Raw genomic sequence first — 20416 nt, forward strand, 5'->3', positions numbered from 1 at the left:
CTAGGTTACGGTCTGCTTCCTACTTTTTGTAACTGTAGACAATAAATCTCCAACCCCAGTAGATGTGGTAAGCAACAACACTGGTGCAGTCAAAGCAGAAATGAGAATTTCGGCGATGTGGAGCGCCACCGACAAAGTAAATGCAGTATCGACATCAATCCCCATTGACGTCAAAGTAAGGGTTACTGCAGCTTGGACAACACCAATCCCCGCCGGCAGCCCCGGCATGGCCGCAGCAAAAATAATCGCCCCGAAGACCAGGGATGCCTGCTCCCAGCTTAAGGAAACGTCAGGCAACAAAAAGAAGAACAGCCATATTCCGACAAAATGAACCCCCCAAGAAAGAAAAGTTAGACTACTCACAGACATGATGTTACGCCGACTGAGCGTAGTCTGAATATGAATACATGTTTCGCGTATAAAACCTGCAAACCTACCCTGCCTGTCCCCAATTAAATGACGGCCATAAACAGCGGCTGGCTTGGCCAGCAGAAGCCCCGCGCCTCCAACTACCGCCATCAAAGTTGGAACATAGGAACTTTCCAGATAGATACCTGTGAACCCGATCAATCCGATAATGGAAACCGCCAGTAGATCGAAAAGACGCTCAACAAGTAGCGCTGCGCCACTGGTGGGAAAGGATATACCTGCGTTTTTACGCAAGTAGGTGAGTTTCACCAATTCGGAAATACGACCAAATGTAATAAGGTTAATCCCAGCGGATAACAGCAAAGCCTTGAGACAAACTCCAAAGGTGACGCGGTCTCTACCAAGCAGAACGGAATGACGAAGAGCCACAGCGCAGGTAGCAGCAAAAAAAAGCGATTGCACCGCTGCTACAGCAAGGAACAATTCCACTCTGATCAGGGCAAATACCTGCTCAAAAGACACAAAATAAGCAAAATAGACAATGCAGGCGGAAAGTATTCCCAATTTGAGCAACCAACCTGCCCTGCTTTTAAAATTCGAGTTTTGCATACTGGAAGACTCTACACAGATAGGGTTAAAAAGGTCACTTCAAACTGGCCGCGTCTTTCCCTGTTCTTCGGTGAAAACAGGTTTCAGGGTGATGAAAGATGTCAGCAATTACCGGCTACTGGCAATAGCGCTGTAAAAAAAATCGGCAAGCCCCAAGTCCCGTTTGCTCAGTTTTTGGGAGGAACGGCGTATTCTTCTTTTTCCCCACCGCATTGTGCCGGCATGCCCTTGGCACCAATGGACGAAAGTATCCTGGCCACGTCGTATGGGAATTTCCGCCCGACTTCGCGAACAGCCTCAAAGGGGTAAATTCCATAGACAGGGCTGATGCCTTCCAGCATTTTTGGGCGATCATCATATGCAAGGTCCGCCATCCATCGGATAGCAGTTACTTGTCCTGCTTCCAGCGATTGAAATAATCGCTTTATGTCAACAGGTGAACGATAGTCAGGCGCCCCAGCGAGGCTTCCCTCAATAACTACCGTGTCCTCGACCATCACCGTCTGCACATACAATGACTTTCCACTATGCTTGCCTCGAAGCTTCGATTTTTGCAAGACGACCAGGCGCGCCAGTTCAGGCAGGAGCTTCCTCAATTTCTGAACATTACCATGTTCGGCAATCATGACCTTGATGACCAGTAGTGAAGCTCTCCAACTGCTTGCACAGAGAAACAGAATATGACCGATCTGACTAAGCAGGCTCCACTGGGCCCGCAATTGCCAAAACGGCTTGGATATTGTGGCCGCCAGCCGATGATTTTCTGTGGAACGAGCCTTAATCAATCCCTGCTCCAACAAACGCCCGTGCTCTGCCTCAAGAGCAGTATCAACCAAATTCGCAAAGGATTGATAAGAATAGCGCCCGGAAGCGATTAAATCATCATATGCACGATCAGTAATACTTTCCAGAAAATCGTCATCATGAATCAGTTCCGCGACCTCTGGAAAATTGGAGAAATCCCGTTCCAAGGGGATATAGTGTTGCCATGGCTGAATGACATTCCCGTAATGACCTGGAAACATTACCATTGCAGTACGTGTTATTGCCGCTTCGAATACTCTGGGCGAAATCGTGTCGATGACCTCGTTCCCCTCAAAGGGTGCAAGGACTCCTCGCGCGATTTCCTCGTACCCCGCGGCGGGTATATGTCGCAAATAGTTATGGACGCGGGTCTCAACCTGGCCGTCGAAGTCAACAATGCTTGCACCGCTGGGCGTCCCCAGAACTACACGGCAATTCGACAGAAAGCGTTCCCAGTTTGACCCATAAATTCTATCAACTTCGCGGACGGACACATCTGTACTAAGCCCATATGCTGACGCTATTCGCTGGACACCTTCTGCTATAAGGACTTTTTCCCGCGCCAGATTGCCCAGCCAGGGTGCATTTTCACGGGACCGATACCCGACGTCAATTTTGCGCTGAGCCAACGAAACTGTGGGAAGGTTGGCAGCAAAATCCGGATGAACATATCCCGTTAAAACAGGAACGATCGTCATACTTTTTGCGTAAGGCTGCCGGTACACAGCATTTATGTTTTCTGACGGCACACAAGAAAAGAGTAGTCGAATTCCAAGCTCTTCCATGTGTGAAACGGTCAAGTCCACGTAACGGTATTCGTCCTGTATGAACTGTGCCTTCAAACAACGTGCCTGGCTGATGGCTTGCCGCCACGCTTTAGGGAGGTAAGCATCCCACAGGACCCATATCGAATAGTGAATAAGGATAACATCGAAGACGTCGAGGGCGTTTTTCCCGGGAGCGCCTTCACGACGCGGGTTCCTTAACGTTACGTTATGCTGTGAATATTTTTCTATCGCGCCTATGTGCTCTAGGATCGTACCAGCATGCGTGGGATTATTATGGTCAGCCAAAAGCAGTACGTTAAGCCGCTTCACGGTTTGTCTCTTTTCATTGCATAAACTCAATCGCACCGCTGACCACAGGAATCCTACCTTGCATTTTCTATATAATAGACGAGATATCCCTTCCGATACTGATGAAGACGAGACAGGAAACGTAGTACATACTTTCCATCGACTTCCGCATCCGTCTCAATGACAAAACGCCCCCCATCCTGTATCACGCTGGTGACGATAGACGGCATGAGCTCAAAGTCGTCGCGATAGTCGAAAGTGACCTTGATCTTGTCTCGCGCGCCAACCAGTTGCCAGAATTCTTCTGGTTTTACGCCCGCGTGTTGCCGACCATTCACGTTACCCACATGCACCTTGACGGTAATTGTACCCGATGCCATGTCAAAGACGATGGCGAATGGATAGGCTTCATCTCGCAGGCTTGCATTCACAATTCTCAGAATTTCCACCAGCGATCTTGTGTTCTGTCGCGCCGAAGAGTTCTTGCTATCATTCCTGAACCAGAATTTCAGCCCGTTGATGAAGTTCTCCAGCAGGTAAGACGCTTTCGTTATCAAATGCCATCTCAGCCACACACTTTTGGCATGCACACGATGCACAAACGATCGCAACTTAATGAGAGACAGGATGCAAACAGCATCAACGGACTTCAGGATCGGTTTGATTATGCTGGCAATGAGTGTCGGCAGCCTTGGAAGGAGGACCTCACCAACCCAGCATACAAGTGCCAGTCTTTTTCTTGCTGCAAAATTTACACATCGTTGAGGAAGGGAGAACAAGCGAGACAAAGTTAAGGTCCACGTTCGGGTTACCCTTCCATATCTCTTGAATTCTGGGACTATTATCCCTTTTGCACCGCTAATGGCGGCAGCAAACGCACTAAAAGACCTGCGGGCAAAACGTGTAGCAAGGGACGGCTTCCAAGGTAATAGATGTGCTTCAAACGGTTTCTTTTCTTGCTTTTGCTTTGCTGTCGCCTCGATAACGTCGTCAAAAGTTTGGGCCAAAACATCATACTGGTAAGCCGGGTTCTGGCCGATTTCCCAATAAGCACGGTCCGTAATCTCTTTGATTTTTTGAGAGTCGCGAAGGACGGCCACGACTTCATCCATATTGGAATGGTCTTTTTTCAAAGGCACATAATGGACCCAAGGCTCCAGGATGCCGCTGTATTCACCTTCATACAAGATCAGAAGAGTGTGGACCGCAACGCATTCAAATATGCGCGGCGACACCTGATTCAGGCGAATCTTGCCTTCCTCTTCTGCGAAATAAAGCTCTTTCAGTTCCTCAAATGTTGCGTCCGGGTTTTCTTTCACATGGTCGTCAACACGTTTTTGAATTTGACCGGTAAAATCGAAGACACTTGCGCCACTTTCAACGCCCAACATCGCCTTGCATCTGCATAGGAACGCGAGCCAATCCTCGCCATATAGACGATCCCCCTCCGTCCAACGGATATCGGTATTCAAGCCATATGTCGGGGCTTCCTCTTCAAAGCGGCGACCGATATGCATCTTCTCCTGAGCCAGCTCACCCAACCATGCAGGGAGATCACGACCGCGATAGCCGACATCGATCGGCCGGTCATCGACATCGGGCGTATGACGCGTTGGCAAACCCGGCGGTACATACCCTGTCAACAATTGAACTCTCGTCAACCCGGGCAAGTCTTCTGAGCTATAAACCTTCTCCCACTCTGACTGGGGTACACATGTGAAGAGCACATCCGCGTTGATCGAGAGAAGCGCAGCTTTCGTTCGGTCGACAAAGCGGTATTCATCCTGAATGAACACGGCTTTAACAGCATTTGAACGGGCGATACGGGCACGCAGGGCCGGTTCAATATAATTGTTGCGACCGAGAATTACAGTCCAGTGAATGACGATGACGTCATAGGAATTCAAGTCGACATGCGCGGGAATCTTCGTCAAAAAGTTAATACATTCTACGTTGTTCCGCGACAGCTTCTCCAACGTATCGATCGACAGATTCCCGGATGCTCCGCGCTTGAATTGAATATTACACAACAGTGCAATACGTAATGGGCGCCTAACCTCTTTTACGTTCATACGCGCCGCGAACTCGTCTCGGCTGCGTTCGGAACTGTATAACTCCTGAAGATAACCACTTTCCTGGGGCCTGGGACGGCTTGTTACCTGAGTTTCGCGATAACGCTCATCGTTCAGGAAGCGGCAGATATCAACAATCTGCGACGCGCCGCGTGATCGGCTGTTCTTCTCAGGCAAAACCAATAATGGCGTCGCAGCGGATTTTTCTTTCAGGCGATGAAGCGAACGGTCAACCGCACGATCAAACTGTCTGGCAAAATGCGGCCAGGAATACTGATCGGATAGAGCCACGTCTTCGAAGGCCCTGTTTGCCATAGTCTGAAGGAAATCGACATCCTGGAGCATCTGGCAGACATCGTCGGCATTCGACATATCATGCTTCAGGGAGATATAGTGCTGCCCCGGAACAATTGCGTCCCTGTAACGCCCCTCCAAAAGTACAAGTGGCGTACGCAGTGCAATCGCTTCGAAGATGCGGGGAGTGATTGTGGTGTGTACAATGTTTCCTTCATAAACAGACAACACCTTTTCGAAGACAGTATCGAAATCTGCATCCGGGTAGTCATCCAGAAAGACGCGAGCTCTGTCTGCGACGCCGTCAAAATCGAATATACTAGCCCCTCCTTCGCTCCCTAAAGTGGAGCGGGCCGAGCAAATGAAGCGGGTCCAGTCTTCGCCGTATATTCGGTCCTCATTTCTGTTGCTAAGGTCAACACGCAAACCAGCATTTTTTGCAATTGGACCGAATTCCTCAACAAGGACACTTTTCAAACGCGCCTGCCGACCCAGCCAATAGGGCAGATCATGGGTCCGGTATACAGAATCCAATTTGCGGTCTGCAATTTTCGGCACGTTCATGTCCACCAGGTCGCGCGTCACCACCCCCGGGAGGCTGGCGTAGGCTATCAGGTCCTGCTGCCCCGAATAAACCCTTTCAATATTTGCAGGCTCCAAAGATGAAAACAGGACATGAGTGCCCAACCTTTTCATCTTTGCGTTCATATCAGCGATGTTTCGATATTCATCCTGAATGAACTGGAATTTGGGACCTTGGAAGTTGGCGATAAATTCTTCAATTTCCGGCGGCAGAAAGAACTTGCCGAGAGTATAAATGGAGTAGTGAATCAGGATTGCATCAAAATCCTGATCCTCCAACCCCATGGGAGAAGTATTAAGTATTGGATTTAATTGATGAAAGTTGTGTTTTGAATAACTGACAAACGAATTGATATGGTCGCGGACTGCAGCAGCCGGATGCGAGTTGTCACAAATAAAAAGGAAGTCCAGGGAACGACTAACGAACTCATCCGTTTCAGGCACATCAGCCAAAAAAACGGGAGTGTCAGTCATCCCCGGACAGATCGACAGTTCTTTTTCAGGCTTCAGTCGCGGCCTGGCATGTCCGGATTCCCCGTTCAACTTGGCCCGACTATTTAGATACATTTCCGAATAACCTTTTCCAGCAACGGCGCGACACAATTGTAATAAAGATCATGCCCCTTGATGCTCAGATGCAACCCGTCATCCAGAACATGACCAGCAACACCATCATCCGTCTCTGCAATATGGGAACGAAAATGGCTTTCCATATCGTTGAGCCATACATCCGCCCCTTCTTTCCGGGCGACCTCCCGAATGATTTCATTGTAGCGTTTATTGCCGGATTCGTATGCTTCTCCACCTGCCAAAATCTTATCTGTTAACGTGGTCGGGTGGTTTGTATTGAGAATAATTTCACGAGCACCAAACTTACGGCCACGCTCAATAATCTCATGAAGATTGGCGGCAAATGCGTCTGGACTGACACGCGGAAGTCCGCGGTCCGTCTGCCAGAAGTTGCAGTCATTCATACCGAACTGCACCAGAAGAAGATCAACACCCTGAGACTGAACTTCATATGGCATATTCTCAAGAGCATCACGAGTTGTACGACCGTTCTTGGATGCGTTTACAATGACCATTTCGCGGCCAAGCTCAGCGGCAAGTTCGTCAACCCGCGCAGCAACACGTGGAACCCAGCCCTTGTGGATGGATACCCCCTGCCCAAAGCAAATCGAATCACCGAAGAAAACGACCTTCATCTTGACTGGTCCCCTTTGATTGTCGTGACTATTACATGCCGTCCGTTAGGAAATATACTGTCGGATTTCGTTTCAAAAATATCCGCTGAAAAACCTTCGATCCGGCCTGCATACCGCTCAATCACCGGCCGAAGCATCGCCCCATTCCAAGCCAACAAGTAAAGAATTTCGTCACCATTCACGCGGCGTGTCTGGTAATAGCGGAAATTGTTATAAACTGTCAGCGTAAGACGGATTTCCCCGCAAATTGGCAGAAAGTGTTCGATGAATGCCTCAACACGCTGATCAACATTGGGGAAAAGGTCGTTGGCGATCACCACATCAAAAGTCCCGGTGGAGGGCACATCGAGCCAGTCCTGTTTCCGAACCGCAAGATTTGGTGCCGCGTCGAAGAACGTCTGGACACTTTCTTCGGTATCATGCGCCAAAACGTCAACCAGTGTGCAATCATGCTTTTCGGAAAGAACCCGCTGGATTGTCGTCAGGCCCCCGCCAACATCCAGGATACGACAACCGGACGTTTCCAAAAGGTCACTATAGACGGAAGAAGTCGCATAACGTTTTGCGGCACTGTCCATAAGCCACTGCTGACAAGTCAGCGATTTTTCATGCTCGAGGGCGCTATCCGATAGAAACCGCCCCAACCGATCATCTTCACTATATTTCGTCAGGCCTTCGCCACTTAACAGAAACATCCCTTTTCCCTCTATAAGAACCGCAGCGATGCCAACCGGTCGCCATTGGTTTCCACATACCGCTTGATCAGATCTACGTCCGATGTCGGCATTGCCCACGTTTTTCTGCCGGAAGCGCCAGAATTCAAAACACCCCTTCCCGACGGCGGGGTGACAGATACCCCCGTTAGACAGTCAATGGAAGAGGCTATCCGGCGTATTTCCCCCTCAAAATCCTGCTTCAGGTCCTCGTACCACACCTCGACGAACCTCTGGCTTGGTAAATCATTCAAAGATTCTGACAAAGCCCGTCCGAATTCGTACTGATTTTCCACCACCTGTTCGTAGTAAGGCCTTTTAAGCAAGTCATCATAATTACGAGGAGTTGCAGAATTCCAGGCCAAAGGATCGCCTTTGGTTACATAACGTGCAGCAAGGTCCGAGCTTGCGGCGTCGGCGATATCCCGCTTCAGCCAAATAAATGCGGCATTGGGGAATATCTCGCGAATTTGCTGCACCCGAAAGCAATTCCAAGCGTTTTTAATCAAAAAGGGTTTGGAGAACAACGCATATGCCGATTGGAATGTCTTAACAATGTGGCTGAGTTTCCCTTCTTGTATGCGTGCGCTTACTGTCTCCGAGGGATGCCCGCCGCCAAACCAGTTCGTCATGATGGCAGATGCTTCGGAAGGCTGCCATGCTCCTCCGGTTTTCCCAAAGGAACTCTCGAAGCTGATCGGAACATCGCCAATGGCCGCCCTTATGGTGAGCCCAATCATTGGCGTCTCAGCAAAATGCTCGTTTGTATTGTTATCAAAATAGGGTAATCCGAGTGCCGCCACCAAACTTTGGTACAAGAACGTGCTTCCCGTGCGCGGGGATGCCAGAATAAAGACCACAGGCGCGGTACTTGTATCGCCGCAGCTTGACGGCAAAAAAGTTTCAAAAAGCAGTTTCTCCATCTTGGGTAGTTTCTTGCTGTCACATTTTGCAGTCATCAGCTGTGGCACATCCTTCCTGTCATCGTTTCAAGCCCCCCTCAAACACCCAATTCAAAGGCATAAACCCCAAGCATATTCAGTCAGGAAACACACGTATTTTGCAGGTCACTGATTATGGGTATCGGGGAAACGTCAGAGTATCACCCGTCTCGCTCCGTACCTCACTCACCCCCCAAGCAAATACTCGGCACATTCTGAACTTCTTCACCATCTTGAAGAACCCATTTTGCAGGATGGTGGAATCGCGCCGGCTCGGAAGGGAACCGCGGCCTGACTTTGAACTTAAAACTTCTGGAGACCAAGTCATAGCGTACTGCAGTCGTCGAATTCATCGGATCATAGTGTTTGAAAATACCCACAGAAAAGACGAAATCCCCCGAAGCAAGAAGGGTTTGGTCATATTTCAGCTTCACAACGCCTTCTTCGCCTTCCTCTAAATCAAACGTCATTTCATCACTCAGGTGACGTACGAATGGAGCCCCCTGGAGCGTCATGAGAAGTATGGTGAAACGCGCTGAGAATTCCCCTTTGAATTCTGCTTTGAAACAAATTTCGATTTCGATCGGTTCGCCGCTATCAATGGTATCAGTCGACAAACCTTTGCTATTCAATACTGAAACGTGACTGATCTTCAGACCACGTTCGGATAACCAACGCGACCATTTCTTTTGCACATTTTCAGAGTTGGCTTCATCGGCGGGTCCATCCGCCGCAAGCAGGTTCATCATGCGGTCTTTTTGCCAATCCGGTGTCTCAAAATCCGAAGCCTTGCCTACGGCATTTCTCTGCTGCGCCTGCCCCCAGGAATGTTGTTGGCGCATTTTGGCAATGAACTGCTCGTATGACTTTACAACATGCAGCGCTTCACCTTCCTCGACAACGCGCCCCCCCTCAATCCAAACGGCTCTGTCACAGAATTGAAGAATTTGCGCGGTCGAGTGGGACACCAATAACAATGTGCATCCCGATGCCGCCAACTTTTGCATACGGTACGCCGATTTTCCGGAAAAATACGCATCACCAGCCCCAAGAACTTCGTCCACGATCAAAACATCCGGGCGAATAGACGTCGCTGTTGCAAACTGCAGACGCGCACGCATGCCTTTTGAGTAAGTCTTTAATGGTTGATATAGGAAATCGCCAAGTTCCACGAAATCGATTATTTCGCTGATGGCATTTTCCATCTGCTTTTCGTTCAACCCGGTATAAAGGAGGGCTGAACGAATATTCTCGATGCCGCTCAACTCTGCATGGAAGCCAAGCCCCGTCGACATCAATGCCTGGACAGATCCGTCAACTTTCACGTAGCCGCTCGTAGGGGCGAAGTTGCCCGTCAGCAACTTCAGCAAGGTCGTCTTGCCCGCACCATTACGGCCGACAATACCCACCCGTTCCCCGTGATGAATCGTGAGATCAACGCCGTTAAGCGCTACATGTTCTTTACGTTTCTTGGGCTCATTTTTCCGCCAGAAGGCGAGTTTGTTCAGGTTGAGGAGCTCCGCCATCATTTCTCGCGGGCTGCCATACAGCCGGTAGGTTTTCGTCACTTGCTCGCAATGGATTGCAACCGAGGGATCCTCCGCGCCGACTTTCTCCGAAACTGGGGCTTTGGAGCGGCCAAGAACCTTGGCTGTGTTATGCGTAGTCATAAAAAACCTGCTTCACTCGAGAAAAGACCTTAAAGCCTATCAAAGAAACCAGCCACCCAAGTAGCAAGAACCCAACGCCGACCCCAACTCCCGGCATAGTTTGATAAACCAGGGCATGTTGATACATGCGAACGAAATAGTAGAGCGGGTTTATCAACAGCACCGGTTCAATACGGGAAGGAACCATATCCTGGGTATATGCAATCGGGGTCACAACCAGCAGCGATATAATGATATATTGAAGAATGTGCTGAATGTCCTTTACCGCAAGAGTGAGCAACGAGAGCATCCACGCTATGCCACAGGAGAATAGAATCTGGAAGAGCATCACAACCGGCAATAACAGCATTGTCCAGGACGGACCAACGATCACCGCAGCAGCAATAGCAATGATTGGCACTCCAAATAGAAGCGGTCCGCTGGCTACGAGAACAGCGCGAACGGGTAACAGTTCCGGTGGATAGCTTGTGCTGACAAGAACCTCTTTGCTCGTCCGAATGCTCTGGGAACCGGAGGACAAGGCACCTGCAAATGCCATGAACGGTAATAGGCCGGACATCACATGCAGCACATATTGTCCCGTTGTCAAAGCGACCGGGCGAACCTGGAAAACCACAACATAAATAGCAGCATAAAGACCGATAAGCAGCGCAGGTCCCAAAACAGCCCAGAGAACGCCAAGAACCGACCCCGCATATTGTTTTTTTAGTTCCAAAACCGTCGAACGCCAAAGTAATTGACGGTTCCGATAAATCGAGAGCAGTGCTTCCATAGAGCTCTATATCCTCAGTAATCAACGCCCACTGTTTAGCACAGGAAATTGAAAAAAGTCAGCCTATTGATTGTTCTATTCTGGCTATAGCTTTCCCCCTCGACGATCAACAGAATTAGAAGCCAAATCCAACGATCATCCGGTCAACGCCGAAGGGCCATTTATTCAGGCGATGCAACTGGGAAAGCCATGTTCGGGGGCTTCCTACATCCCAAACGTGGGTGCAAAACAAACAAAGCAGCCAACAACTTGAGAGAACTACTCCCGATAATGCCAGGACCAGAAAATAGGTTCGCCGTGGCCTGGGAAGCCCTTCAAATGCGAAATCAAACCTGCATGCAAACCCTCGCCCCAACGCTCAGGGCGTATTCGAATTTGCTTTAATTTTGGCATGAGGCGGGCTATCTGAGTGGCAGATTTTTTTGTGGCTCTCTTCATAATATCAGCTGTGGAGCGGTAGGATGTCCGTTTTTTCGGGTGCATTGAGCGCACCGTTCACCCGATCAAATGCTATATTGGAAAAGGTACTCTGAAGTATAAGTATTTTTCACAGGACTTGAACCACGATCGAGCATTCAGACAATGTGAAGTCCGTACTCGTGGAGAGACAGTCAATCTGGTACATCATGGAAAGAGAGTGTGGGGCCGTTCGAAAGTTGCAGCCTAAAACCCGTTAACCGTCGCTACAACTGGACTTTCCCGGACTTCATTTCCTCTATTGTACGAAAAATGTATTAATCATTTACCCGTATCACCTAGATCACAAAACCAGCTCTCCCGATGATAATTTCTATTATACAACAAACCACAAACGCTTCGGAAGCCCTCTGCTCTCGCTAACCACGTCCAGAACTATCAAGCGCGTAGACTTGGAGATACACAGGCCCCCATGAAACAAACCGATGCCCGCCGCCCCATATCAATCAGAGAATTCCTGTCTGTCAGTCACGCATTAGGCCTTCCCAAGGCTTTGATCGCTATCACTGTTGCCTTCACTGCATTGTCCACCTTATTCGAAGGTGCCGGACTGGTGATGCTTGTTCCCGTTTATCAATATCTGGATGCAACTGGAAACATCAGCCTTCTGATTGAACAACACGAACAGTGGCAATGGATCGACAGCGCCTTTCGTTATTTCGGATTGCAGCCATCTATTGAAGGATTGGTTCTTTTCGCAATAGTGATGGTTGCTTTTCGGCAGGTGGCCACATTCTCGCGCCTGCTTGTTCTCGCCAAGGCACGTGAAACGATGAACAGGAAAGTCCGGGAAACAGTTTTCCGGCACTACCTCGCCGCGACACTTTCCTCACAGGAAAAGCTTGCAAAAGGCGACATTATCAACGACCTCACGTTGGAACTGCAGCGCTACGGAACCGGCTTGATGGGCGCAGTAAACATCGCCGGCATCGCCGCATTAGCGACGGTATACGCCATTCTCGTCTTCAATATCTCCTGGGAATTGACCTTAGCCTCTATAGCGATGATCGTTCTCGGCCTTTTTCCCGTCCGCTTCCTTTACACGAAAATGGGCAAAGCTGGGCATGAATCGACCGCCGCAAACAATCAGACTGGACGTTTTCTCATGGAACGGCTGCAGGCTGCCCGGCTCATCAGGCTCGCAGGGATCGAGGCCGCGGAATGGGAAAACATGAGACACTTTGCGTCCAAACAGCAAGAAACAACAGTACAGGTTGACCGGTTAATGGCAGGCATCGCGATCTCGGTTGAACCCGTTATCTTGACGCTTGCTCTTGGCTTGTTGATTTTTTCGATCAACATCCTTCACTTGGAAATAGAGACTTTAGGTCTGTTTCTGGTCATTGTTCTGCGCCTCATGCCTGTCGCAAAAGACTTCATGAAAGCCCGCCAACTTGTAGCCTCTTGCTCTGGCAGCGCTGCGGCCATTAAAGGGCGCATCGCAGTCCTCAAAGCAGATCGCGAGGTAGATAGTGGAACAATCGAGTTTACACATCTCGACAACAGCATAACTTTGGAAGATGTGAGCTTCCAATATGAGGCCGACGACTCAACGGCTTTGCGCAATCTGAATTTGACGATCCCCGCAAAAAAAATTCTGGCAATTATTGGCCCATCCGGGTCAGGGAAATCCACTCTTGTTGACATGCTCCCCCGCCTGCGGTCCGTTTCCAAAGGACGGATTTGCTTTGACGGGACGCCTATCGACCAGTTCACCCTGACATCTTTACGACGCGGGATAGCCTATGTACCGCAAACTCCGCAAATTTTTGATGCTTCGATCGCCGACCATATTCGCCTCGGCAAGGATCACGCCTCCTTGGAGGACGTGAAGGCTGCAGCGAGATTGGCTGGCGCGGCGGATTTCATTGAAGGCCTGCCTGACGGATATGATACACGTGTCGGTGAAGGTGGAAGCCGCCTGTCGGGTGGACAGAAGCAGCGACTTGATCTCGCTCGGGCAATCATCAGAAACGCCCCCATATTGCTCCTCGATGAACCCACAAGCAACTTGGACGCAAAGTCGGAAAGTGAGTTTGTCAACGCGCTGGAGAGAATTAACCGGGAGTGCGAAACGACTATTATTGTAGTTGCGCATCGGCTCACCACAATTAAGGATGCAGATATGATTGTCGTCTTGAAGAGCGGGAAAATTGAAGCTAGTGGACCTCATGATGAACTCATCAAGACTTCCATGTGGTATAAAAACCTAATGCATCCGACGGGCCCAGGCGGTCGAAAACAATAAAAGAAGTGTTTTTTTAGTATGACAAAACCGAACTACATCCGTGATTTCTCCGATCTGCCCGTGGATCTTAATGGCAAATCCATTCTGGTAACCGGCGGCACCGGTAGTTTTGGCCGCCGCTTCGTCAAGACGGTACTTGAACGATACAAGGTCAACCGCTTGGTGGTTTTCTCCCGCGATGAGCAAAAGCAGTTCGACATGGCGCATGAGTTGCCGGTGACCGAGTATCCGGAGCTGCGCTACTTTATCGGCGACGTGCGGGACGCAGCGCGTCTGGAGTTGGCAATGTCAGGCATTGACTATGTCATCCATGCCGCGGCGATGAAGCATGTCTCCATTGCCGAATATAACCCGTTCGAATGCATCAACACCAACGTCCACGGTGCGGAAAACATTGTCCGCGCGGCAATACGCCAGGGTGTCAAACGTGTCATCGCACTTTCGACGGATAAAGCATGCAGCCCGATCAACCTCTACGGAACGAGCAAGCTGGCATCCGACAAGATCTTCGTTGCCGGCAATCACCTTGCCGGTTCAAACGGGCCGCGGTTTTCCGTTGTACGCTACGGTAATGTTGTCGGCTCCAACGGCAGCGTCGTCCCCTTCTTCAAAAAATTACTTGAACGGGGTACGGACCACCTGCCGATAACGCATCCGGACATGACCCGTTTTTGGATTACTCTGGAACAGGGGGTGGATTTTGTCCTCTCCTGTCTTGAACTCATGCAGGCCGGTGAAATTTTCGTACCAAAGATTCCATCGATGCGTGTGGTTGATCTGGCCAAAAGCATGGCACCGGATCTGGAACACAGGACCATCGGTATCCGTCCTGGAGAAAAGCTTCACGAAGCCATGATCACTGTTGATGACGCTCGACAGACCGCTGAGTTGGATGATCGATATGTTATCCTCCCGGAGATAAGGCTCGATATTGTCACAGAGTACTGGAACAGTACACGGCGGGTGGCTTCCTCTTTCCAATATACCAGCGACAGCAATCCTGAATGGCTAGACACCGCGGCTATCAAGCATCTTTTGGAAAATTACTAACGCAACAGGCCCATAAAGAGCCTGGCAGGAGCGTCTAAATGACCAGTGGCTTCCTCCCATACGGCAAACAATACATCAACGAGGACGATATCCAGGCCGTCGTTGATGTCCTGAAATCGGACTGGCTGACGACCGGTCCCGCTGTTGAGGCTTTTGAAAAAGCTCTTGGAGATTATGTCCGTGCTCCACATGTTGTGGCCTGTGCAAACGGAACTGCAGCCCTGCACCTTGCGGCCATGGCATTGGACTTAGACGAAAACTGTGCTGTGATCGTTCCTGCCATTACATTCCTCGCCACTGCGTCGGCCCCCCATATCAATGGCGCGGAAATTGTTTTTTGCGATGTTGACCCGGAAACGGGCCTGATGACCGCGGACAGCCTACAAGCCGCAATTGACACGCATGAAGGAAAGCCACTCAAAGCTGTTTTTCCGGTTCATCTTGCCGGGCAACCCTGCGACATGCCCGCAATCCAGGAAACAGCCCGCAAATACGGGCTTTTCGTGATCGAAGATGCCTGCCATGCCTTGGGTGCCCGCTATCACAGTGGAAAAGGCATGGAGCATTTTGTCGGCGCCTGTGATCATTCCGACCTTTGTGTTTATTCCTTCCACCCTGTCAAGAATATCGCAACCGGCGAAGGCGGGGCTCTGACGACAACATCCCCGTCAATCGATCAAGCTCTACGAAAACTGCGCAGTCATGCCATGACACGCTCCCCCGAAGACTGGGTCAATCTGGACATGGCCTTCGACGAGGACGGCACCCCGAATCCCTGGTACTATGAAATTGCTCGCCCGGGCCTCAACTACCGCCTCAGCGATATAAATGCCGCACTCGGCACTAGCCAGTTGAAGCGGGCAGCCCCCATGCTCGAGCGTCGGCATGAGTTAGTGGGACTGTATAAGGAAGCGCTCGCAACGTTAGATGCCCCCATCCGTTTTGTCCCTCAAAGGGAAGGCACCTATTCCGGACTGCATTTATTTTCAGTCTTGATTGATTTTTCCAGATTGGCTAAATCGCGGGCGAAACTAATGAAGCAGCTACACGACGCAGGCATTGGAACACAGGTCCACTATATACCGGTACCATGCCAACCTTATTTCCGTGGTCTTCAGCAAAATTTGCGTATACCTTCCGCAAACCTATATTATGAGCAAACTCTATCCCTGCCACTATGGCCCTCAATGCGCGACCAGGACGTTTTCCGGGTTGCCGACTGTTTGGCCAACAGTCTTCGCTCCAACCTATAATGGCAAAAATACCATCAGACGAGAATCAATTTCATGCTGAATCTATGTACTAGTTGTTTGTATCCAGAGACTAAACCCGACCTGGTTTTTGATGAAAGTGGAGTTTGCAGCGCGTGCAACAACTTTCAACAACGCAAAGCAGTCGACTGGGACAAAAGAAAGCAGGAACTGGTCGAAATCGCAGAGCGATATCGTTCGAAAGATGGATCAAACTACGACTGCGTCGTGCCGGTCAGCGGTGGTAAAGACAGTACCTACCAGGTAATTCGAATTCTTGAACTCGGACTTAACCCGCTCTGCGTAACTGCAACCACCGATTCTCCGTCTGAACTCGGCCGCCGCAATATCGAGAACATTAAACGGCTGGGTGTTGACTATATCGAAGTATCCGTAAACCCCGTCGTCCGAAGAAAACTAAACCAACTTTGCCTTGAAGAGATCGGGGACATTTCCTGGCCCGAACATGTTACGATCTTTACACTCCCCGTGCGTATCGCGGTTCAAATGGGAATCCCGTTAATTGTCTGGGGCGAAAACCCACAGAATGAATATGGCGGCCCTGCTGCTGCTGCAAGCGGCCAAACCCTTACCCGGCGGTGGCTGGAGGAGTTTGGTGGGCTGCTTGGCCTAAGGGTTTCCGACTGGGTAGGCAGGCATGGCATAGAGGCTAAACATCTGATCCAATACTCTTACCCAAGCAACGAAGAATTAGAGCGCGTTGGGGTAACCGGCATTTTTCTGGGTCATTATGTGCCATGGGACGGCATGCAAAATGCAATAATCGCCCAGGCACACGGTTTCGAATATTATCCTCACCTGGTGGAAGGGTCGCTCGCCAGTTATGAGAACCTCGACAACTATCAAACCGGAATTCACGATTATTTCAAGTATTTGAAGTTTGGTTTCGGTCGAGCCACAGACATCGCCTGCAATCACATTCGCCGGGGCCGTTTGCTCCGGGAAGATGCCTTGAAATTGGTGGAAATGCATGACGGGCAATTCCCTTGGACATGCCTTGGCAAGCCAATTGAAGAAATTCTCGCAGAAATTGACATGACTTTGGACGATTTTCTTGTTGTTTGTGATCGCTTCACCAATCGCAAAATTTTCCAGACCGATAACGAGGGCAATATAATCCGTGACGAAGACGGCAATCCGATCAAACGGCATTAACCGACGAAGGCCTGTGCCGGCCCAAACCGCCCTCCGTAAAGGGAAGCGGTTAGCTGACCGTTCCCGTTTGCAAAGTAGCGACAAAGTTTCGAGCGCCACAAAAAAAGAAGTTGTCATTGTCGACACTGGACTATGCAACCTCGGCTCCATAAAGAGAGCGTTAGAGGTCAACGATTGTAGGGTCCTCGTGGCGCTGTCGCCGTCGGAGATTAAAAATGCCAGCCGTCTTGTAATCCCTGGCGTAGGTGCGTTTGCCTCAGCCATGGAACGCTTAAACAAAAGCGGTATGACGGATGAAATCATTTCCGCTGCACTTGGTCGAAAAATTCCGGTTTTAGGTGTTTGCCTTGGTATGCATTTGCTTGCTCGCATCGGCTGGGAAGAAGGCGAGACAGAGGGTTTAGGGCTGCTTGGTGGCAGCGTCATGCCTCTTCAGCCAACTAGCAGGCAGGAGCGCGTTCCACATGTTGGGTGGAATTCAGTGCAAGTCACCAACGATTCACTTTTAACTAAAGACCTGCCTTTGGATGCAGATTTCTATTTTGTCCATTCCTACCATTTTGTGGCAGATACCCCAGACAGCATAATCGGAAGAACCCCATATTGCGGTGGTTTCACCTCGATAATAAACCACGAAAACATTTACGGAACTCAGTTTCACCCGGAAAAAAGTCAAAAAAACGGAAAAATAATACTTAAGAATTTTTTGTCATTGTAAAGAAAAACAATGTTAAAATTACGCATAATACCAACATTACTCTTCAAAGATACTGTATTAGTTAAAAGTATACAGTATGGGTCGCTCAGACGCGTTGGCTCCGCCAGGCAGGCTGTCCGCGTCAACAATCTCAGAAACGTCGACGAGTTACTTTTTGTGGACATCGGCGCAACACGCACAAATAGTATCCCTGACGTTCAACTAATCGACGATATTGCAGACGATTGCTTCATGCCATTAACTGTCGGTGGAGGCATCAAAACCCTGCACGACGCTCGCTCACTTTTCGCTGCTGGGGCCGACAAAATCACATTGAATTCCGCAATAGCAAGCAACCCCGGCATAGTTCAAGAGATCGCACAGATATTTGGAAGCCAAGCGGTTGTCGCTTCAATAGACGTACGTTGCATTGATGGGCAGTATACTTGCTACACAAATAACGGCGAAAACCCGCTCGACACCCCCCCTGCCGAACTCGCGCAGCGGCTGCAGTCTCTTGGAGCAGGTGAAATACTTCTAAATTCCATCGACAAAGACGGGACAATGGATGGGTATGACCTCACAATAATCAAAAAGATTAGCGAGGCAACGCAGCTCCCCATCATCGCATCTGGTGGAGCGGGAAAGCTGGAGCATTTTGCACAAGCAGCCGCCGCCGGAGCCAATGCGCTTGCTGCGGCAAGCCTCTTTCATTTTACCGAGATTACGCCGTCTGATGTGCGAAATTTTCTTGGCGAACAAGGTTTCAACGTCCGCAAATGACAAGCCAGACTACAAAAAAACAAAACATTCCGTTTTCTCTTAACGGCAAAGAGGTCGGAAAGCCTAGCTGGCTCAAAGCCTTTTCCTGGCCGGTTTCTCCCAGCACCACCATTGCCATCGCGCCCCGCGTCTACGAGCGCTACATGAACTTCGCCATATCGCAATCGGGCCGCTGCCGCGATCTAATATTAATGGCGAAATGTGCAAACGAGGCGACAACACTTATTGAAACAGCATTTGTATGCTCTGCAGCGGGAACCCATCACCTTGAAATGGTCGGCAACGACACCATTCAGACAATCAATACCGGTTACTATAAGGCGGACACTGCAAAAAATGACCTGCAACAGATGGGGCTTCGCCATATTCAACAGAAAATCAATTTCAAATTCCTACGCCAATTAGCAAGGGTGCGGAGTTGGTCGTCTCCCGGAAAAGCCATTTGCACGCTCTTAAAACCTGATGCGTTAGCCATCACTCACAATGCCCTGTTGCGAGACACTGCAAAGAAGTCGCATATCAGGCTAGCTTTTCAGCATGCCATGCCGTTTTTTGAGCGAGCCCTGCAGGAAGGGCGTAGGCGGCCAGACCGTTTCATGTCGGACTTGGACTTACGTAACCTCGCACAAGAATACTCTTTTGTCCTCGCAGCAGATCCGATCCTTTTAGAACATCAACGCATTAATGTAGCGTCTCTTTTGGAGCCAGTGGCACTCCAACAACTTGAATCCGCACATGAAATTCTGTCATGCCTAACATCTGTCCGGCACCTCCCCGGTGAACTTTGGACAGGCAATGGTGATTTCCTTCCTTCACGGGCCTTGGGACTGGAAATACGTAGACGAGGCGGCGCGGTCAAACGCTTTGATCATGGAGGAACTCTCTCACTTGTGGACAGCCCTCACTACCAGGCCCATCAGGATTTTGCCGTTGCTACAGAAGCCGTTGTCCCAACGCCTATCGCTGCGAGACTGCCCAATGTCCAAAAAGCGAAAGCAATAGCTGCAGCCTTCTACCCGGTTAAGATAACGGGAGCCGAAGGGGATCCGTCTCTACGCCCAGACGTTCAGCAGACAAAAACAAACAAACAACCGCACAGAGTCCCTCGTGTTCTCTATGCCGCGACGGCATACTATGGCTTCTTTCAATCATATCCGGCTTTCACCAACGGTCCGGTATACCTGGACTGGCAATATCGCCTGATGGACAGCTTCAAAGACATTGATGCCGAATTCATACACAAGCCTCATCCAGGAGGCCTGTACAACGGCACTCCGCCCGGGCTCGCCGCATATGCACCCAGCAATGTCAAAACCGTTCAGACACCTTTCGAGGCTGTCTTATCCGATGCAGATCTGTTTCTTTTCGACTTTGCCGGCTCAACTACTTTTTCCATAGCACTTTGTACTGACAAGCCAATAATCCTACTCGACCTTGGCAATCTCACTTTTGGCGAGAAAGTAGATCTGGAAATCCGGAAGCGCTGTCACGTGATATCAGTCGGGATAGATGAGAGGAACCGTCCCGTCATTGATACCAATGACCTTAAAGAGGCTATAATCTCATTAACTGGATGCTCATTTGATCCAACTTACTTCCGTAACTTGTTCCTAAATGACTGACGGGTT

The 20416-nt window shown here is 49.9% G+C and carries 15 protein-coding genes; 7 read left to right on the plus strand and 8 right to left on the minus strand.

All coding sequences use genetic code 11. The features are described from left to right. The 8 genes from IF205_RS00185 to IF205_RS00220 form a co-directional block, all read right to left on the minus strand. Positions 1–978 carry a lysylphosphatidylglycerol synthase transmembrane domain-containing protein gene (locus IF205_RS00185; RefSeq protein ID WP_259781267.1) on the minus strand — a complete coding sequence of 326 codons (978 nt, stop codon included), beginning with the start codon at positions 976–978 and terminating at the stop codon, positions 1–3. 167 nt (positions 979–1145) lie between these two features. After that, positions 1146–2879, minus strand: coding sequence for a hypothetical protein (locus tag IF205_RS00190; protein WP_259781268.1), 1734 nt, complete (start codon positions 2877–2879; stop codon positions 1146–1148). A 53-nt stretch (positions 2880–2932) separates the two neighbouring features. Beyond that, the gene (locus IF205_RS00195) at positions 2933–6373 is read right to left on the minus strand and encodes a glycosyltransferase (protein WP_259781269.1); all 3441 of its coding nucleotides are present in this window, start codon (positions 6371–6373) and stop codon (positions 2933–2935) included. Further along, positions 6364–7011, minus strand: coding sequence for an SGNH/GDSL hydrolase family protein (locus tag IF205_RS00200; protein WP_259781270.1), 648 nt, complete (start codon positions 7009–7011; stop codon positions 6364–6366). The genes IF205_RS00195 and IF205_RS00200 overlap by 10 nt, the downstream gene beginning before the upstream one ends. Further along, the gene (locus tag IF205_RS00205) at positions 7008–7805 is read right to left on the minus strand and encodes a class I SAM-dependent methyltransferase (protein WP_259781271.1); all 798 of its coding nucleotides are present in this window, start codon (positions 7803–7805) and stop codon (positions 7008–7010) included. The genes IF205_RS00200 and IF205_RS00205 overlap by 4 nt, the downstream gene beginning before the upstream one ends. Further along, the gene (locus IF205_RS00210; RefSeq protein WP_259781272.1) at positions 7718–8683 is read right to left on the minus strand and encodes a sulfotransferase; all 966 of its coding nucleotides are present in this window, start codon (positions 8681–8683) and stop codon (positions 7718–7720) included. The genes IF205_RS00205 and IF205_RS00210 overlap by 88 nt, the downstream gene beginning before the upstream one ends. A gap of 164 nt (positions 8684–8847) precedes the next feature. Continuing rightward, positions 8848–10335, minus strand: a complete 1488-nt coding sequence (locus IF205_RS00215; RefSeq protein ID WP_259781273.1) for an ABC transporter ATP-binding protein — start codon at positions 10333–10335, stop codon at positions 8848–8850. After that, complete coding sequence (locus IF205_RS00220) at positions 10322–11107, minus strand: ABC transporter permease (protein ID WP_259781274.1); 786 nt, start codon at positions 11105–11107, stop codon at positions 10322–10324. Before IF205_RS00220 ends, IF205_RS00215 begins: the two co-directional genes overlap by 14 nt. A gap of 889 nt (positions 11108–11996) precedes the next feature. Here IF205_RS00220 and IF205_RS00225 point away from each other — a divergent pair. From IF205_RS00225 to IF205_RS00255, 7 genes are read left to right on the plus strand one after another with little or no spacing between them, the layout of a single operon-like run. Further along, positions 11997–13832 carry an ABC transporter ATP-binding protein gene (locus tag IF205_RS00225; protein ID WP_259781275.1) on the plus strand — a complete coding sequence of 612 codons (1836 nt, stop codon included), beginning with the start codon at positions 11997–11999 and terminating at the stop codon, positions 13830–13832. A gap of 18 nt (positions 13833–13850) precedes the next feature. Beyond that, the gene (pseB, locus tag IF205_RS00230; RefSeq protein ID WP_259781276.1) at positions 13851–14882 is read left to right on the plus strand and encodes a UDP-N-acetylglucosamine 4,6-dehydratase (inverting); all 1032 of its coding nucleotides are present in this window, start codon (positions 13851–13853) and stop codon (positions 14880–14882) included. Positions 14883–14920: 38 nt separating this feature from the next. Continuing rightward, positions 14921–16135: a UDP-4-amino-4,6-dideoxy-N-acetyl-beta-L-altrosamine transaminase gene (gene pseC / locus IF205_RS00235; protein ID WP_259781277.1), complete on the plus strand. Its 1215-nt coding sequence runs from the start codon at positions 14921–14923 to the stop codon at positions 16133–16135. 33 nt (positions 16136–16168) lie between these two features. Continuing rightward, a complete protein-coding gene (locus tag IF205_RS00240; protein WP_259781278.1) occupies positions 16169–17308 on the plus strand; it encodes an N-acetyl sugar amidotransferase in 1140 nt (379 codons plus the stop codon). Between the two features lie 13 nt (positions 17309–17321). Further along, positions 17322–18026 carry an imidazole glycerol phosphate synthase subunit HisH gene (hisH, locus tag IF205_RS00245; RefSeq protein WP_259783328.1) on the plus strand — a complete coding sequence of 235 codons (705 nt, stop codon included), beginning with the start codon at positions 17322–17324 and terminating at the stop codon, positions 18024–18026. 9 nt (positions 18027–18035) lie between these two features. Further along, positions 18036–18788, plus strand: a complete 753-nt coding sequence (hisF, locus tag IF205_RS00250) for an imidazole glycerol phosphate synthase subunit HisF (protein ID WP_259781279.1) — start codon at positions 18036–18038, stop codon at positions 18786–18788. Next, complete coding sequence (locus IF205_RS00255; protein ID WP_259781280.1) at positions 18785–20410, plus strand: hypothetical protein; 1626 nt, start codon at positions 18785–18787, stop codon at positions 20408–20410. Before hisF ends, IF205_RS00255 begins: the two co-directional genes overlap by 4 nt. The last annotated feature ends 6 nt before the right edge of the window (positions 20411–20416 follow it).

The sequence above is a fragment of the Aestuariispira ectoiniformans genome (assembly GCF_025136295.1).
Taxonomy (GTDB): Bacteria; Pseudomonadota; Alphaproteobacteria; order UBA8366; family Aestuariispiraceae; genus Aestuariispira_A; species Aestuariispira_A ectoiniformans.